Annotated in this window: 17 protein-coding genes; all 17 read right to left on the bottom strand. The window is 61.7% G+C overall.

All coding sequences use genetic code 11. The features are described from left to right. Positions 1–131 precede the first annotated feature (131 nt). The 17 genes from ccmB to flhB all read right to left on the bottom strand — a co-directional run bounded on the left by ccmB (position 132) and on the right by flhB (position 17,211). On the bottom strand, positions 132–800 hold the full coding sequence (ccmB, locus tag AB5Y47_RS16115) for a heme exporter protein CcmB (protein WP_010673945.1): 669 nt from the start codon (positions 798–800) through the stop codon (positions 132–134). A gap of 3 nt (positions 801–803) precedes the next feature. After that, positions 804–1,439, bottom strand: a complete 636-nt coding sequence (gene ccmA, locus AB5Y47_RS16120; protein ID WP_323913343.1) for a cytochrome c biogenesis heme-transporting ATPase CcmA — start codon at positions 1,437–1,439, stop codon at positions 804–806. A 218-nt stretch (positions 1,440–1,657) separates the two neighbouring features. Beyond that, on the bottom strand, positions 1,658–2,044 hold the full coding sequence (locus AB5Y47_RS16125) for a DUF2802 domain-containing protein (protein ID WP_010673943.1): 387 nt from the start codon (positions 2,042–2,044) through the stop codon (positions 1,658–1,660). A gap of 71 nt (positions 2,045–2,115) precedes the next feature. Next, positions 2,116–2,604, bottom strand: a complete 489-nt coding sequence (locus AB5Y47_RS16130) for a chemotaxis protein CheW (RefSeq protein ID WP_010673942.1) — start codon at positions 2,602–2,604, stop codon at positions 2,116–2,118. A gap of 69 nt (positions 2,605–2,673) precedes the next feature. Then, complete coding sequence (locus tag AB5Y47_RS16135) at positions 2,674–3,540, bottom strand: chemotaxis protein CheW (RefSeq protein WP_134996663.1); 867 nt, start codon at positions 3,538–3,540, stop codon at positions 2,674–2,676. Continuing rightward, on the bottom strand, positions 3,537–4,331 hold the full coding sequence (locus AB5Y47_RS16140; RefSeq protein WP_010673940.1) for a ParA family protein: 795 nt from the start codon (positions 4,329–4,331) through the stop codon (positions 3,537–3,539). The genes AB5Y47_RS16135 and AB5Y47_RS16140 overlap by 4 nt, the downstream gene beginning before the upstream one ends. A 4-nt stretch (positions 4,332–4,335) precedes the next feature. After that, entirely contained in the window at positions 4,336–5,244 is a 909-nt protein-coding gene (locus AB5Y47_RS16145; RefSeq protein ID WP_368220385.1) for an OmpA family protein, read from the bottom strand. Positions 5,245–5,246: 2 nt separating this feature from the next. Beyond that, on the bottom strand, positions 5,247–5,984 hold the full coding sequence (locus tag AB5Y47_RS16150) for a flagellar motor protein (protein ID WP_042016381.1): 738 nt from the start codon (positions 5,982–5,984) through the stop codon (positions 5,247–5,249). Positions 5,985–5,986: 2 nt separating this feature from the next. Further along, the gene (locus AB5Y47_RS16155; RefSeq protein WP_041215583.1) at positions 5,987–7,102 is read right to left on the bottom strand and encodes a chemotaxis response regulator protein-glutamate methylesterase; all 1,116 of its coding nucleotides are present in this window, start codon (positions 7,100–7,102) and stop codon (positions 5,987–5,989) included. A gap of 31 nt (positions 7,103–7,133) precedes the next feature. After that, entirely contained in the window at positions 7,134–9,284 is a 2,151-nt protein-coding gene (locus AB5Y47_RS16160) for a chemotaxis protein CheA (RefSeq protein ID WP_368220386.1), read from the bottom strand. Between the two features lie 11 nt (positions 9,285–9,295). Continuing rightward, positions 9,296–10,036 (bottom strand): protein phosphatase CheZ, encoded by a 741-nt coding sequence (locus AB5Y47_RS16165; protein WP_010673935.1) that lies wholly within the window; start codon positions 10,034–10,036, stop codon positions 9,296–9,298. Between the two features lie 12 nt (positions 10,037–10,048). After that, positions 10,049–10,432, bottom strand: coding sequence for a chemotaxis response regulator CheY (cheY, locus tag AB5Y47_RS16170; protein ID WP_010673934.1), 384 nt, complete (start codon positions 10,430–10,432; stop codon positions 10,049–10,051). A 110-nt stretch (positions 10,433–10,542) separates the two neighbouring features. Then, positions 10,543–11,262, bottom strand: a complete 720-nt coding sequence (locus tag AB5Y47_RS16175; protein ID WP_041212632.1) for an RNA polymerase sigma factor FliA — start codon at positions 11,260–11,262, stop codon at positions 10,543–10,545. Continuing rightward, positions 11,255–12,130 carry a MinD/ParA family protein gene (locus tag AB5Y47_RS16180; protein WP_041212631.1) on the bottom strand — a complete coding sequence of 292 codons (876 nt, stop codon included), beginning with the start codon at positions 12,128–12,130 and terminating at the stop codon, positions 11,255–11,257. The genes AB5Y47_RS16175 and AB5Y47_RS16180 overlap by 8 nt, the downstream gene beginning before the upstream one ends. A 1-nt stretch (position 12,131) precedes the next feature. Beyond that, on the bottom strand, positions 12,132–13,631 hold the full coding sequence (gene flhF / locus AB5Y47_RS16185; protein ID WP_045525209.1) for a flagellar biosynthesis protein FlhF: 1,500 nt from the start codon (positions 13,629–13,631) through the stop codon (positions 12,132–12,134). Positions 13,632–13,647: 16 nt separating this feature from the next. After that, positions 13,648–15,750 (bottom strand): flagellar biosynthesis protein FlhA, encoded by a 2,103-nt coding sequence (flhA, locus tag AB5Y47_RS16190; protein ID WP_010673930.1) that lies wholly within the window; start codon positions 15,748–15,750, stop codon positions 13,648–13,650. Between the two features lie 330 nt (positions 15,751–16,080). Beyond that, positions 16,081–17,211, bottom strand: a complete 1,131-nt coding sequence (gene flhB / locus AB5Y47_RS16195; protein ID WP_010673929.1) for a flagellar biosynthesis protein FlhB — start codon at positions 17,209–17,211, stop codon at positions 16,081–16,083. Between the last annotated feature and the right edge of the window lie 41 nt (positions 17,212–17,252).

A 17,252-nucleotide genomic window follows, 5' to 3' on the forward strand; every position in this document is an offset into this window, starting at 1 on the left:
GGCGAGGGCTACCATACCCATGGGGGAAAAACATCATATCCCCCGAAAGCAATAAGCAGCCATCCCCTTGATCTATCTCAACTATCTCGCCCCTAACAAGGCTTCAAACGAAAATCTTTTCGCCAAATCAATCAGTTGACACTCACCCGCAGCGCCGCCGAGATGGCCAGGGGCGTCAGGGTCAATGCCCCCACCAGCATGGCCCCCAGGATGGCGAGCTGACCGGCATAGGGCAGTCCCATGCTGGCCGCGTCGATGGCGGACGTGGCGAAGATAAGCACCGGAATATAGAGCGGCAGCAGCAGCAGGCTGAGCAGCACGCCCCCCTTGCGCAGCCCTGCGGTCAGCGCTACTCCGACCGCCCCGAGCAGGCTCAGCACCGGTGTACCGAGCGCCAGGGTGGCCACCACGGCCAGATAGGTCTTCAGCTCCAGGGAGAGCAGGATGGCGAGCAAGGGGGAGACCAGCAACAGCGGCAGACCGGTCAGCAACCAGTGAGCGATCACTTTGGCCAGGGCCAGCAACCCCAAGGGATGGGGCATCAGCATCATCTGCTCAAGGGCGCCGTCACTGAAGTCGTCACGAAACAGCCGCTCCAGGGAGAGCATGGCTGCCAGCAGGGCCGCCACCCAGATAATGCCGGGAGCGATGCGGGCCAGCAACTGGGGCTCGGGCCCGATCCCTAACGGAAACAGGGTGATGACGATGAGGAAGAACCAGAGCGGGTTGAAGATGTCGGCGCGCTGGCGCAGGGCCATCAGCAACTCGCGGTGAATAAGGTGTATGACGGCGCGCAGCATGGGCTACTCCTGCAACAGCGAGGTCAGAGAGAGGGTCTTGAGCCGTCCCTGCATCAGGGTCAGATCCTGGTGGGTCGTAAGGACCACCATGCCCCCCCTGTCCGCGTGGGCGAGGAACAACTGCTCCAGCACCCTGACCCCCTGCTTGTCGATGGCGGTGAAGGGCTCGTCCAGGATCCAGAGCGCCGGTCGCTCGCTCAGCCACAGCCTGGCCAGCGCCACCCGTCGCTGCTGCCCGGCGGAGAGCTGCCCCGCGGGATAGTCTTCGAAACCGGCGAGGCCGACCTGGGCCAGCACCCGCCAGAGATCCATGCCGTCCCCGGCAGGGCCATGAAGCTTCTGGTAGAAGGAGAGATGCTCAAGGGGGGTCAGGGTCGCCTTGACGCCGGGCTGATGGCCCAGGTAAAGCAGGCTGGCGTGGTATTCATCCCGGCAATGGCGGATATTCTCCCCATTCCAGCACACCTCGCCAGCAAAGGGCTGGGAGAGGCCGGTGAGCAGGCGCAACAGGCTGGTCTTGCCCACCCCGTTGGGACCCTCAATCTGCATCAAATCCCCGGCACGCACCGCGAAGGAGAGATGTTCAAACAGGGTGCGATCTTCACGCACGCAGCTCAGATTGTTCGCTTGAAGCAGCATGGGGATGTAATCGTTGAAAATGAGGCGGCCTGCATCTTAACACAGGATCCGGAGGCGTCTTTTCAAAGATGCCAATAATCAACAGGATTTGTGGGGAAGATCGCGCCCCCACCAAAGAGATTGATGCCAAAGGATTATCACCGTCCCGGCATCGAAAAAGAGGTGGCCACGGGTCGAACAGAAAGCGGGGAGGCACCGGCCTCCCCGCGACACATCCGTCAGCTGCGTCCTTTTCGCAGGGAAATAAGCAGCTCCGCTTCCGCCTGGGGCAATTCGCACTCGCTCATCACCTCGTCCAGATCGGCACCAAGCTCCACCATCTTGGCGGCGCGGCTGTAGAGGCGGCGCTCCGGATCCTGCAACGTCAGCTCCTGCTGGCTGTCGTGGATCTTCTGCATGGCCCCTTCTGCGGCTTGCAGACGCTGACCCATGCCGATGGCGCCCGTGTGCAACTCCATCATCTGCTTGCGCAGACTCTCGAGCTGCCCCTGCAGCGCTTCCACCCTGGCCTCGGACTCTCGCTGGCGACGACGGTGCCCCAGGATCCCGTAAAGGGCCAGCACCAGTGCGAGCAAGGACAACCCCAAGGCTGCAAATTCAATCATCAAACCATCACCTTACCGTCACAGGGAGGCGGACAGGTGCCATCGCCCCCGTCCGCACGTTCCCGTCCCTGTTACAGGGAACCAATGTCTTCCCACTCTTCGTCGGAGAGCAGCTTGTTGAGATCCACCAGGATCAGCAGTTGGCCGTCACGGTTGCTGACGCCCTGGATGAACTTGGCGCTCTCCTCGGTGCCCACCGCCGGGGCGGCATCGATCTCGGAGGAGCGCAGATAGACCACCTCGGCCACGCTGTCCACCATGATGCCGATCACCTGCTTCTCCGCCTCGATGATGACGATGCGGGAGTTCTCGCTCACGTCCCCGGCCGGCAGGCCGAAACGGGAGCGGGTATCGATGACGGTCACCACGTTGCCACGCAGGTTGATGATGCCCAGCACGTAGTCAGGTGCACCCGGGACCGGAGCGATCTCGGTGTAGCGCAACACTTCCTGAACCTGCATCACGTTGATGCCATAGGTCTCGTTTTCCAACTGGAAGGTCACCCACTGCAGCACTTCGTCTTCGGCCAGATTCTGTGCAATATTGCGCTTCTCTGTCATCTTCTTGATCCTTGTATGAACCCGTCAACGGGTAAAATTAGCAATAAAACCATGGCGATGCCGATGTTGTCAGCGGCCTTCGATGTTCACGCCCCGGCCAAGCAGCAGCAAGAGCTCCCTGACGTGCAGCAGGGCACACATCTTCTCCTTGACCATGCCGGCCAGCCAGGGGCGCTTGCCCTCCTGATGGCGCCACTTCACCTGGTCCCGGTGCAGCAGTTCTGTGCCCTTCAACTGGTGACAGGCCAATCCCCAGGGTGATTCTCCCAGCATAATCAGATATTTGTAATCGTCCATCTCCAGATGCTGGCCCGGCATGACCCACTGGGCCGTGTCCACCACGTTCATCTTCTGCTCGCGGGAGGTCATGATCCCCTTGTACCAGCCCGGTTGGCCGAAGAGAGAGGTCACCTCCCCCAGTTGATGGATGCCCCCCAACTCGGTCAGAGGCACCGCAAACGTCACCCCGGCCACATCGAAGAAGAGCGCCTGAAACTCGTTGCCGGTATCCAGGTTCTCCCAGGTCGACGGTGCGGGCGCCGCTTCGAGGGCGGGCGCAGGTTCCGCCACCGCGAGGGCGACGGGCTCGACCTCCTCCGCCACGGCTTCCACCACCGGCTCTGCCAGGGCGACCAGAGGCTCACTGTCAACTACCTCCGCCTCGAGCTGGAATGGCTCGACATGCACCTCTTCGTGGCTCAGGGCATCCATCTCGAACTGGACCTGTCCCACCTGGGCAAGCAGCTCGCTCAGCTGGGCCAGTCGGGTATCGGCTTCAAGATAGGGGGTGGCAGCCACCTCCGGCACGGCGACGGTCTGACGTTGCAACGCTGGGGCCGGTGCTTCGTCTTCGGGATCTTCCCGCAGCAGGGCATCGTCCAGCAGCAGGGAGTGGAAATAGTCGTCCATGGCCCGAACCTGGGTGGTCTCTCTCACGGCATCACCTCCTGGGTCCGTTGACGCTCCAGCGCGTCGAGATGGTTGAGCAGGGTCTCATAGGCATAGGTGCCCCGGCTGCCCGGTGCATAGATGGAGGGAGGAATGTGCACCAGACTGGCATCCCTGAATTTGGTGTCGATGGGAATGACCGCATTCCACACCGCCTCCCCATACTGCTCCTTGATGGACTGCAATGTCATCAGGGAGGCGCGGGTACGCTTGTCAAACATGGTCGGAATGATGGTGTAGCGGAACTTCTCCCGCTTGGAGCGCTGCATGATCTCGAAGGTCTTCATCATCCGCTCCAGCCCCTTGAGGGCCAGGAATTCGGTCTGCACCGGCACCAGGATGCGATCGCAGGCCGCCAGCGCGTTCACCATCATGACCCCCAGCACCGGCGGACAGTCGATGAGCACGTAGTCGAACTGATCCTGCACCCGCAGCAGAGCGCGCTTGAGCACCAGCCCCATCCCTTCCCGGTTGCCCATCACCCGATCCAGCGTGGCCAGGGTAATCGAGGCAGGCAGCAGGCTGATGTTCTCGAATCGGGTCTTGAGGGTCATCCGGTTGACCAGCTCGGCGCTGGGTTTGGCCGCCTGGAACAACTCGTACAGGGTGCCTTCCAGCCTGTCCGAGTCGAAATCGAGATAGGAGGTCAGGGAGGCGTGGGGGTCGGTGTCGATCAGCAGTACCCGCTGGCCACGCTGGGCCAGAATGCCCGCCAGGGAGACGACCGTGGTGGTTTTACCGACTCCACCTTTCTGATTGGCAACCGTCCAAACAATCACTGTATCAATCCTGCCTTGTTGTTATGCGTATGCCCCCACCGGGCAGCGCGATCACCCTGATCTTTTCACTGTCGACACTCTGCGGTGCGTCCTGCACCGGTTCCCCCGTCAGCGGTTTGACGGGGGCTGGCGGCACCCAGGCGAACCTGGATATGGCGACCACCACCTTGCGATTCTGTAATCGTCCCTGCTCGGTGCCATTGTCGACGAAGGGGGAGAACTCTCCGTACGCCTCGTAGGCGAGCCGACCGGGAGCCACCCCCTTGCCCACCAGGGCATTGAGCACTGCCTCGGCGCGGGCCGCTGACAATGTCCAGTTGGAGCGGAAAATTTCGTTGTTTATCGGTTGGTTATCCGTGTAGCCCCGCACCCTGACATAGTTATCGACCGGTTTGAGAATACCTGAAAGCGTATCGAGCACGGGTGCGGCATTGCTCCCCAGAAAAGCGCTGCCACTGTTGAACAGGAGACCTGAACTCAGCTCCACCGTCAGCCAGTTGTCATCCTGCGCAAGCTTCACCACCCCCGCATCGACCAGGGCGCCCATGGACTCCTGGATCTGCATGTCGATCTGCGCAAGAGCCGTGCCATCTTGCGAGACGGGCGTACCCGTGATGGGGGCCCGCGAAGGGGACGCAGAGGCCTGGCTCTCCAGCAGGCTGGGGGCGGCCGAGACCGGGTTGTCCAGCAAGGAATTGCCCCGCCCTTCCAGCAGACCATCGCTGCGCGGCGCCTGGTTGAAGGCCTGGGTCATGCCCTCGATGACGGCGCGGTACTCCTCCTTGTTGACGATGGCAACGGAGTAGAGCACCACGAAAAGGGCGAAGATGAGCGTCATGTAATCGGCATAGGAGACCAGCCAGCGATCGAGATGCTCTCGCCCTTGCAGGTGCAAACGATAGCGCTTGCGCATGGCTACTCCCCTTTCAGATAAGCCCGTAACCGCCTTTCAACCTGCGGGCCGTTCTCCCCGTGGGCGATGGCCAGAAGCCCCTCCAGGGTCATCTCCTGATAGAGGCCGTAATGGTAGTGGAAGGCGCGCAGCCGATTCGCAATCGGCAGATAGAGCAAGTTGGCAAAGCCCACCCCGTAGATGGTGGCGACGAAGGCCACGGCAATGCCCGCCCCCAGGGTGCCTGGCTCCTCCAGATGAAACATGGCCTGGATGAGGCCAATCACGGCCCCGATGATGCCGATGGTGGGGCTGTACCCCCCCATGGACTCGAACACCCTGGCCGAGTGCTCGTTGCGCTCCTGCTCGATGTCGATGTCCGCCTCCAGCAGGCTGCGGATATCCTCGATGGAGACGCCATCCACAATCATGGAAAGCCCCTGGCGGGTGAAGGGATCGGGCTCGGCCTCGGCCTGGTTTTCCAGCGCCAGCAAGCCTTGCTGGCGGGCGAACTGGGCCCACGCCTTCAGGCGCTCGGCCTGCTCCGCAAGATCCAGCTGCGGCGGAAACAGCATCCAGGTTGCCTGCCTCAGGGCACTGAGCAGGTACCTGCGGGGAGTCTGCAAGATCACCGCCCCCCAGGTTCCCCCGACGACGATGACAAAGGCCGGGCCATCCAGCAGGGTCAGCAGGCTCCCGCCATGCCACCACTGGGCGATGGCGACGGCCCCCAGCGCCAGCACCAGGCCGAGCATGCCCATGGTCAGCGACCCAACTCGACCAGAATGCGCTGGGCCACCCGATCCAGCGGCAGGGATTCGCTTGCTATGCCCGCCTTGGCAACGGCCTGGGGCATGCCATAGACCACGCAGGAGGCTTCATCCTGCGCCCAGATGGTCGCCCCCTGCTCCTTGAGCAGACGGGCACCGTCGCGGCCATCCGCACCCATGCCGGTCAGGACGATGGCCAGCACCTTGTCGCCATAGGTCTTGGCAGCGGAGGCGAAGGTGATGTCCACGCAGGGTTTGTAGTTGACCTTGTCATTGCCATCGATGATGCGAAGACGGGCACCGGGCCCGCGCCCTTCCAGCAACATCTGCTTGCCACCGGGGGCAAGATAGGCCTGACCCGGCTTGAGCACGTCGCCGTCCTGCGCCTCCTTGACCCCTATCTGGCACAGCCCGTTGAGGCGGGCGGCAAAGGCAGCGGTGAAGGTGGCTGGCATGTGCTGGATCAGCAGAATGGGATGAGGGAAATCCCCCGGCAGCTTGGTCAGCACGTTCTGCAGTGCCACCGGCCCGCCGGTGGAGGTACCGATGGCAACCAGCTGGTAACTCTTGCCACTGCGCTTGAACGCGGCGGGAGCCGCCGCTGCCCGCGCAGGCTCGGGCTGGCGTTCGGCCAAGGGACGATTCAGGGTCCCCGTGACGGCGGGCCGGACGGCAGGCTCGGGGGCACGGGGCCGGGTCGCCATCAGGAAGCGTTTGCGAGCGATCTCCTTGACCCGCTGCTGCAGCAGGTTGACGGCTTCGTCCTTGTCCCGGGCGATGTCTTCAAACTTCTTGGGCAGAAAATCGAGGGCGCCCGCATCCAGCGCATCCAGTGTTGCCTTGGCTCCCTCGTGGGTCAGGGAGGAGAACATCAGGATGGGGGTCGGACACTTGGCCATGATCTCGCGCACGGCGCTGATGCCGTCGAGCACCGGCATTTCAATGTCCATGGTAATGACGTCGGGCCGCAACTGCTGCGCCTTGTCTACCGCCTCCCGCCCGTTCTGGGCCGTGTCGATCACCGTCATCAGGGGATCCTGATTGATGATTTCGCTGACCCGACGGCGGAAGAAACTCGAATCGTCGACCACTAATACCTTGACTGCCATTGTTATTCTTTTAACTCCTTGAGCCTGGCGCTCAGTGGCGACGGGCATAGGCCTTGAGCAGGCTGGGCACATCCAGAATGAGGGCGATGCCGCCGTCGCTGGTAATCGTGGCGCCGGCCATGCCGGGGGTACCTTGCAGCAGGTTGTCCAGGGGCTTTATCACCACCTCTTCCTGACCGATGAGGTTGTCTACCACGAAGCCGACCTGCTGGGTCCCTATCTGGACGATGACCACGTGGCCCTGGTCCTGGCGGGCCGTCTTGCCGGCACCGCGTACCAGCCACTTGTGCAGGTAGAACAGCGGAATCGCCTTGTCACGGACGATGATGGTGAGCTGGCCATCCACCACGTTGGCCTTTTTCAGATCCAGGTGGAAAATTTCATTCACGCAACCGAGGGGCAGGGCGAAGGTCTGCTGACCCACCTCCACCATCAGGGTCGGCAGAATGGCCAGGGTCAGGGGAACCTTGATCTCGAGACGGGTGCCCTTGCCCCAGGTGGAATCGATGTGCACCGAGCCATTGAGGCTGACGATGCTGGTCTTCACCACGTCCATGCCCACTCCACGGCCTGAGATGTCGGAGATCTCCGACTTGGTGGAGAAGCCGGGGGCGAAGATCAGGTTGTAGGCATCGTTGTCGCTCATGCGCGCCGCGCTGTCAGCATCGAGCACGCCACGGCTGATGGCGATGGACTTGAGCTTCTCCGGGTCCATCCCTGCGCCGTCATCCTCGATGCAGAGCAGAATGTGGTCCCCTTGCTGGGAGGCGCTCAGGGTGATGGTACCCTGACGGGGTTTGCCCGCTTTCTCGCGCACGTCCGGCATCTCGACGCCATGGTCGCAGGAGTTGCGCACCAGGTGAACCAGGGGGTCGGCCAGGGCCTCCACCAGGTTCTTGTCCAGATCCGTGTCCTCACCCACCATCACCAGCTCGATCTCCTTCTTGAGGGTACGAGCCAGATCGCGCACCACGCGCGGGAAGCGGCCGAATACTTTCTTGATAGGCTGCATGCGGGTCTTCATGACCGCGCCCTGCAGATCGGCGGTCACGACGTCGAGGTTCGCGACAGCCTTGGACATCTCTTCGTCATTGCTGGCGATGCCGAGGCTCACCAGGCGGTTTCTCACCAGCACCAGTTCGCCCACCATGTTCATGATGACGTCCAGGGTCTTGGTATCCACCCGCACCGTGGTATCGCTCTGTACCGCACTGCTCTCGGCGGGAGCGGCCTGCTTGGCAGGGGCGGCCCTGGCTGGCGCTGTGGGCTCTGCCGGCGCAGGTTTGGCGGCCACTGGCGCCTTGGGCGGCGTCACCGGGGCTGCGGGGGCAGCGGGTGCCGGGGCCTTGGGTTCGGGCGCAGGAGCAGGTGCCAGACTGTGCTGGGGCGCCTGGCCACGGCCGTGCAGTTCATCCAGCAGGCGCTCGAACTCATCGTCGTCGATGAGCTCGTCCACCTCTTTCTGGACCGACTGCAGGGGGGCCAGATCGGGGGCACCACCGTGCTGGCCCTGACCATGGAGCTGGTCGAGCAGAGCCTCGAATTCGTCGTCTGTGATGTCACCTGAACCGCTCAGCACGGGGGCGGCAGAGACCGTCGGCGCTTTGCCGACACCGTGCAGCTCATCGAGCAGGCGTTCAAATTCGTCGGCGGAGATCTCGTCGATGGAGCCACCGCCATTGACGGCGACAGGCGCCACCTCGGCGATGACCTCGGGTTCTGGTACGGGTTCGGGCTCAGGCTCGGGTGCTGGCTGGGCCGCCACGCTGGCGGTACGCAGCTGCTCCTGCCCTTCCGGCTTGCACAGCTCGTGCAGATCGTGCAGCAGATCGGGAGAAGCGGGGCTTATCTCTTCGCGGTTCTGGACCTGGGCAAACATGACGTTGATGGCATCCAGCGCCTGCAAGATGACATCCATCAGCTCGGCACTGAGGGTCCGCTTGCCGTTGCGCAGCATGTCGAACAGGTTCTCGGCACCGTGACAGACATCCACCAGTTCGGTGAGGGAGAGGAAGCCCGCTCCCCCCTTGACGGTGTGGAAGCCGCGGAAGATGGCGTTCAACAGGTTCTTGTCATCGGGCCGCTTTTCCAAGTCGACCAGTTGTTCAGACAACTGTTCCAATATTTCTGATGCTTCGACCAAAAAGTCTTGCAGTATGTCTTCATCAACTTCGAAGGCCATGCGTCACTCCATTAGAATCCCAGGCTAGACAGCAGATCGTCCACATCATCTTGACCATTGACCACATCTGAGCGGGTCTGCGGGTTCATGATGGGGCCTTCCGCCTCGATGCCGCTCGCTGGCAGGCTACGTGCCGAATTGTCGCTAACGCCCTCACCGAACATGGTCAGCATCTCTATCAACTTCGTTTCAACTTCCTGCACCAGTTTGATCACCTTGCGGATCATCTGACCGGTCAGGTCCTGGAAATCCTGAGCCATCAGAATTTCCGTCAGCAGTTGTCGTAACTTATCGGCATCCGTCTCAGAAGCCTTAATAAAATCATTCAGTTGATGGCACAGCGCCTTGAATTGACCCAGCTCGAGATCCCGGCTCATCAGGGCATTCCAGTTGGGCATGACCAGCTGAATGTTGTCGTTGAGTCGATCGGCGATGGGAAGGCTTGCCTCGACCGCATCCATGGTGCGATTGGCCGCCTTGTCCGTCATGTCGATGACATAGCTCAGACGCTCCCGGGCATCCGGGATCTCATGGGTGGCCAGGTCGGGGATCCTGGGATCCAGGCGAAAATCCTGCAATGAGTTGTGCAATTGGCGGGTCAGCTGCCCCACCTTGTCAAACAGGGCCGCCGCATTGGGGGCGCACACATCGGCGAGGATGGTATCGGCCTGTTCAAACTCTTCCCGCTCCAGGTGGGCAACCAGCATCCTTGCCTGGTCAAGCGAGATCATGGCACTCGTTTTGGCCTTCATCCCTGCCGCTCCTTAGCCGATACGTTCAAAGATTTTGTCGAGCTTCTCTTTGAGGGTGGCAGCGGTGAACGGCTTGACGATATAGCCATTGACCCCGGCCTGGGCGGCTTCGATGATCTGCTCGCGTTTGGCTTCGGCAGTGACCATCAGAACCGGCAGGTGCTTGAGCTTGTCGTCGAGGCGAATCGCCTTGAGCAGGTCGATGCCCTGCATGCCGGGCATGTTCCAGTCGGTGACCACGAACTGGAAGTCGCCATTTTTCAGCATCGGCAACGCCGTGTTGCCATCGTCTGCTTCATGGGTATTGTTGTATCCCAGGTCACGCAGCAAGTTCTTGATAATCCGGCGCATCGTTGAAAAGTCATCGACGATGAGGATTTTCATGTTCTTGTCCAAAGTTCCTCCTAAATAGCCGCCAAGACGGCTCACTTACATGATGCAGATCGCAGGTTTTATGGTGCGGATTATGCCTTAGAGTTGTGCTCCAGTGTAGCCAGTACAACCACTTATAAATTCCAATCTCGCAAACGGGCGCGCAGCCTGTGCATGGCCTGACTATGAATCTGGCTCACCCGAGACTCACTCACACTCAATACTTCACCGATCTCGCGCAGATTCAGCTCTTCATCGTAATAAAGGGACAGCACCAGCGCCTCCCGCTCCGGCAGGCGGGCGATGTGCTCCGCCAGGGCCCCCTGGAAGCGCTCGGCCGCCAGATCGTCGAATCCTCCCTGACCGTTGCCGTCATCGGGATGACCGATGACATCTTCGCTGACGCCCAGATCCTCGATGCCGATGATCTTGCCGCAGGAAACATCCTGCAGCATGGCATGGTACTCCCCGAGGGACACCCCCATATTGGCGGCCACCTCGGTGTCTCTGGCATCCCGGCCATGGGCCTGCTCCACGTTCTCGATCGCTTCTGCGATGGCACGGCTGTTGCGGTGCACCGAACGGGGCACCCAGTCCCCACGGCGGATCTCGTCGAGCATGGCACCACGGATGCGGATGCCGGCATAGGTTTCAAAGCTGGCGCCCTTGCTGCCGTCAAAGTTGCGGGAAGCTTCGAGCAGCCCAATCATACCTGCCTGGATCAGGTCATCCAGCAAGACACTGCTTGGCAGGCGAGCCAATAAATGCTGGGCAATCCGCTTGACCAGCGGAGCGTGTCGCTCAACCAGCACGTAGGAATCCTGATGACGCAAGTATGCTTGGGCTTTATTCACGGGAGTCTTCCTGTGTTATGACCGGCTTTTGCAACAAGTTTTCCAGGAAAAATTCGAGGTGGCCGCCCGGCTGATTCGGGATGGGCCAGCTCGCCGCCTTGTTCGCCAGGGCACGAAATGCCAGGGCGGCAGGGGATTTTGGAAACGCTTCAACTATCAGTTTCTGCTTGCGCACCGCGGCCCGCAGGTTGGTGTCGTAAGGCACGCAGGCCACCAGTTCCAGGGAGGTATCCAGGAAGCGGTCGGTGACCCGGGTCAGCTTGGCGAACAACTCCTGCCCCTCGCGCAGGGAGCGGACCATGTTGGCCACCACCTTGAAGCGGAACACACCGTGATCCTTGGAGAGGATCTTGATGAGCGCGTAGGCATCCGTGATGGAGGTGGGTTCATCGCACACCACCACCATGATGTCCTGGGCGGCACGGGTGAAACTCAGCACCATGTCGGAAATCCCCGCCGCCGTGTCCACCAGCAACACGTCCACCTGGGTCTTCATCTCGCTGAAGGCGCGGATGAGCTCGGCATGTTGTACCGGGGAGAGCTCGACCATGGACTGAGTGCCCGAGGTGGCCGGCACTATCATCATGCCGTAGGGCCCCTCGACGATGATGTCGTCTATGGTGCACTCCCCGGCCAGCACATGGGAGAGGTTGCGATGCACCCTCAGCCCCAGCATGACGTCGACGTTGGCCAGACCAAGGTCGGCGTCCAGCACCAACACCCGCTTGCCCTGGGCGGCCATGGCTCCCGCCACGTTCAGGGTCACGTTGGTCTTGCCGACGCCCCCCTTGCCTCCGGACACGGCGATCACTTTCACTCGATTGTTTTGACGCATTTTGCGCAGACCACTCGCCTGATCCATATACATGTTACTCATAAAACTCCGAATCTTCGGATTCGCCAAAACCCGATCCCCAGAAATAGGGATCTTCTGCTTCCCGTTCCAGCGACCCCATGGCGGCACCGACCAGCAGCGCCGCGTTGGCAACTTGAATATCTTCCGGCACCCGTTGCCCGTCGGTGATGTAACTGATGGGCAGGGCGTTTTGAATGCACACGTTGATCACTTCACCCAGATTCAGGCTCTCGTCGAGCTTGGTCAGAATGCAGCCAGAGAGCGGAATGCGCCGGAAGTGATCCACCGCCTCCTGCATCACCCGTCGCTGGGAGGTGGCCGACATGACCAGATAACTGCGGATGCGCACCTTGGCATTCTTCACCAGGGTGTCGAGCTGTTCGGTCAGGCGGATATCCCGCTGACCCACCCCGGCGGTGTCGATGAGCACCAGCCGGCGATGGCGGAACTGATAGAGGGCACTGGCCAGCTCTTCGGCGTCCCGCACCTGACGCACCGGGCAACCCATGATGCGACCATAGGTCTGCAGCTGTTCGTGGGCCCCGATCCGGTAGTTGTCCGTGGTAATGAGCGCCACCTGCTCGGCGCCATACTTCATGGCAAAGCGGGCCGCCAGCTTGGCGATGGTGGTAGTCTTGCCCACCCCGGTCGGTCCGAGCAGGGCCACCGCCCCCCCCTGACGCAGGATCTCGTCCTCGCTGATCTTGAGCTGGGCCGTCAGCACCTCGGCCAGCTGGGCCATGGCCTGATGGATCGGCATGTCTTCAGGGATGAGGCCCGCCAGTTGATCGGCGAAGGCATCGTCGAACCCCATCTTCTTGAGTTCTTTGATGAGCAGGGCGCGCATGGGTTCGCGGCGCTCCACCTCCTGCCACATCAGGCCGGAGATCTGGTGCTCCAGCAGCTTGCGGATGCTGGCCATCTCCTTGCGCATCCCCTCCATCTCCTGATCCCGCTGGGCGGACTGGGCCTGGCGCGGGGCGGCGGCAGGACGGGCCTTGGGCTTGGCGGGCTCGGGAGCGGCGCCCCACTGGCCCTGTTCGGCCAGGGTTCTGGGAGCACTGGCCGCGCCCGCCAGTCCGGCGGACTGGGTGCCGGCAGCGCCATTGGCGGGCCAGGAGGCCGAGGCTGGCTGACCGTTGCCCGCTCCGCTGCCAGACCATGATCCCGGGGCGCCATTGCCACCCGCCGGGTTGGCCGGATTGAGCTTCTGCTGGCGTGCCAGCAGGGCCGCCAGGGTATCGGCGTAGTATTCGTTCTGTTCCTTGGGTGGCGCCGACCTCGTCATCTGTTTGCCCGCAGACGAGATATTGACGCTCTCTTCATTCAACTGACGGCGAACCGGCGCGTCTTTGGGCCCCGGTACCTGGGATTGATAATCGACGGCCGCGACTATCTCCACCCCACCGGTGACCTTTTTGTTGGACATGATGACGGCATCGGGTCCGAGAGTCTCCTTGACCTCGGCCAGCGCCGTGCGCATGTCTTTGGCAAAAAACCGCTTAATCTTCACCCGTCATCTCCGCTAACTAGCCCTGTCCCACCGCACTGACGATGCGGATCTGCTTGTCGTCAGGCACTTCCTGATAGGACAGCACGCGTAATCCAGGAATGGCATTCTTGACAAATTTCGCCAGGGTATTGCGCAATATCCCCGATGTCAGAAGCACGGCCGGCTGGCCTTCCAGTTCTTGTCGTTGAGTGGCTTCCACCAGGGAGCGTTGCATCCGCTCCGCCAGTCCCGGTTCGATACCGGCGCCATCTCCCCCACCTGCTTGCAGGGATTGATGCAATATACGTTCCAGTTCTGGTGACAAGGTGATCACCGGCAGCTCGGGCTCGGGGCCGGCAATCTCCTGCACAATCAATCTGCGCAGGGCGATCCGGCAGGCTGCGGTCAGCACTTCCGGGTCCGGGCTGCGGGGCGCATATTCCACGAGGGTCTGCAGGATAGTGCGCATATCGCGAATTGGCACGCCTTCATTGAGCAAATTCTGCAATACCTTCACCAGGTTGCCCATGCTGATCACCTCGGGAACCAGTCCTTCCACCAGCTTGCTCTGATGCTTCCCTATCATGTCGAGCAGTTGTTGCACCTCGTCATGACCCAGCAGCAGCGCCGCATGGTTGGAGAGGATCTGGCTCAGGTGGGTAGCCACCACGGTGGCCGCATCGACCACGGTGTAGCCAAGGGTCTGGGCCTGGGAGACCTGCTCCTTGGCGACCCAGACCGCCTCCAGCCCGAACGCCGGGTCCTGGGTGGCGATACCGTGGATCTGGCCGAACACCTGCCCCGGGTTGATGGCCATCTCCTTGTCGTGATAGACGGTGGCTTCCCCCGTGCTCACGCCCATCAGGGTGATGCGGTACTGGTTGGGGGCAAGATCCAGGTTGTCGCGAATGTGGACGGCAGGCACCAGAAAGCCCAGCTCCTGGGAGAGCTTCTTGCGCACCCCCTTGATCCGGTTGAGCAGCTCGCCCCCCTGATTCTTGTCCACCAGAGGTATCAGCTGATAACCCACCTCCAGGCCGATGATGTCCACCGGCATGACGTCGTCCCAGCTGAGATCCTTCTGCTCCACCGGGGCATCCCCCTGGGCCGGCATGAGTTCGCCGCTCGCCGCCTTCGCCTTGTTCTGCTTCTCGCGGCGCAGCAGCCACCAGGCGCCCGCCGCCGCCACCGCCCCCAGGCTCAGGAAAGCCAGGTGCGGCATGCCGGGTACGCTGCCCATCATCAGCAGGATGCCGGCGGAGATCACCAGCGCCTTGGGATTTTCGAACAGTTGGCCGAGTACCGCTGTCCCCATGTCCTGGTCGGTATTCTGACGGGTAACGATGATGGCCGCGGCAATGGAGAGCAGGAGCGAGGGGATCTGGGCGACCAGACCGTCACCGATGGCGAGCAGGGTATAGACCTGGGCCGCTTCGCCGAAGGTGAGCTGGTGCTGCATCATGCCGATGATGAAGCCGCCGATGATGTTGATGAAGAGGATCATGATGCCGGCGATGGCATCCCCCTTCACGAATTTGGAGGCACCGTCCATGGAGCCGTAGAAGTCCGCTTCCTGAGTCACGTCCTGACGGCGCTTCTTGGCCTCTTCCTGGTTGATGAGACCGGCGTTCAGGTCCGCATCGATGGCCATCTGCTTGCCGGGCATGGCGTCAAGGGTGAAGCGGGCGCTCACCTCGGAGATCCGGCCCGCACCCTTGGTGACCACCACGAAGTTGATGATCACCAGGATCATGAAGACGATGATGCCCACGGCATAGTTGCCGCCGATCACCACGTTGCCGAACGCCTCGATCACATGGCCTGCCGCCGCGCTGCCGTTGTGGCCTTCCAGCAACACCACCCGGGTGGAGGCGACGTTGAGGGCGAGCCGCAGCAGGGTCGCTATCAGCAGGACTGTGGGGAAGGCGGCAAACTCCAGCGGCCGACGGGTATAGACCGCCACCAGCAGCACCACGATGGAGAGGGCGATGTTGAAGGAGAACAGAATGTCCAGCATCAGGGGCGGAATGGGGAGTACCACCATCCCCAGAGAGGCCAATACCAGCAGCGGCGTCCCTACCCCTCTGCTGAGCAGCCACTTGTACTCTTTGAAACGGCCCAGTCCCGCTTTGAATCCCATCGTGCATCTCAATGATAAACTGCCAATAGCGGATTAAAGCAAATATCAAGCCAAGGATTCAATGTATTGATTTATATGGCTTTTATTTTAACGCTGTCAGAAGTCCGTCGTTGGCGTCACGGGGAATGGTGACAGAGGGAAGCTGCCTTCACCAAGCAGGCCAAAGGCCAGCCCAGGCCATGGGGCGAGGCGACGCGCCTCGACAGGGAGATTGCGGCCTTGTTTGCGACACAAGGGAGAGATCGGATGGTGGGGCCATCCTACCGCTTTATTTGCGAAACGCGGGGGGGCACAAGGGAGAGCACCCGGGATCAGGCTGCCTCCACTGCGTTATTTGCGAAACTCGGGTGGAATGGGCAGATCCGTGGCGATGGGGGTCGGGCGCCGGCCGCGGCCACGGCGGAACTTCTTGAGCTGATAGACATAGGCCAGCACCTGGGCGACGGCGGCGAAGAGCCCCTCCGGGATCTCCTGGCCAATCTCGGTGGCGTGGTAAAGGGCCCGGGTGAGCGGCGGGGAGGACATGACGGGGATGTCGTATTCGCGCCCGATCTCCCGGATCTTCATCGCCACCTCGTCGACCCCCTTGGCCAGTACCTTGGGCGCTGCCCCCGGCTTGCCCGCATCGTATTTGAGCGCCACCGAGTAGTGGGTCGGGTTGGTGATGATCACATCGGCCTTGGGGACATCCCCCATCATGCGGCGCATGGCCATCTGCATCTGCAACTGGCGTATCCGCCCCTTGACCTCGGGCTTGCCTTCGCTGTCCTTGAACTCGTCCTTGATCTCCTGCTTGGTCATCTTGAGCTGGCGATTGTGGTTCCAACTCTGGAACGGCACGTCGATGGCGACAATGGGGATCAGGGCGCAGCAGAGGATGATCAGCATCCAGAGCAGAAGGTCCAGGGCATCGACGATGCCGCCGGGAAAGCCCTCGAGAGAGAGATTCAGCAGATGGTTGAACTGGCTTGATAGCATCCACCAGGCGAACAGACTGATAAACACCACTTTCGCGATGGATTTGACAAGTTCCACCAGGGATTGCACCCCGAACATCCTTTTGATGCCGCTCAGGGGGCTCAGCTTGCTCCACTTGGGCAGCATGGCCTCGGAGGAGAAGTTCATCCCGCCGAGCAGGGTGTTGCCGACGAAGGCGGCGATGATCACCAGCATGAACAGCAGCCCCAGAGGCTGGATCAGCTCCCCCAGCAGGGCGGGCACCATGGCCCCCATGGCATTGGGGTCGAACGCCTGATCCCGGTCCAGGGTAAAGCCCATGGTGAGCACCTTGATCATGGCCCCTGCCAGACTCTCCTTGATCATCAGGAGGCCGAACACGGTCGCCAGCAGGACGCTGGCGGTACCCAACTCCTTGGAACGTGCAATCTGCCCTTTTTCCCGGGCCTGTTGCAGTCGTTTGCCCGTGGGTTGTTCTGTGCGTTCCTGATCGGTATCAGCCATGCTGGCCTCCTGCCGGCATCAGCCGGCTGGCGGCCCGCCAG

Source organism: Aeromonas sp. R7-2 (genome assembly GCF_040908105.1).
Taxonomy (GTDB): domain Bacteria; phylum Pseudomonadota; class Gammaproteobacteria; order Enterobacterales; family Aeromonadaceae; genus Aeromonas; species Aeromonas caviae.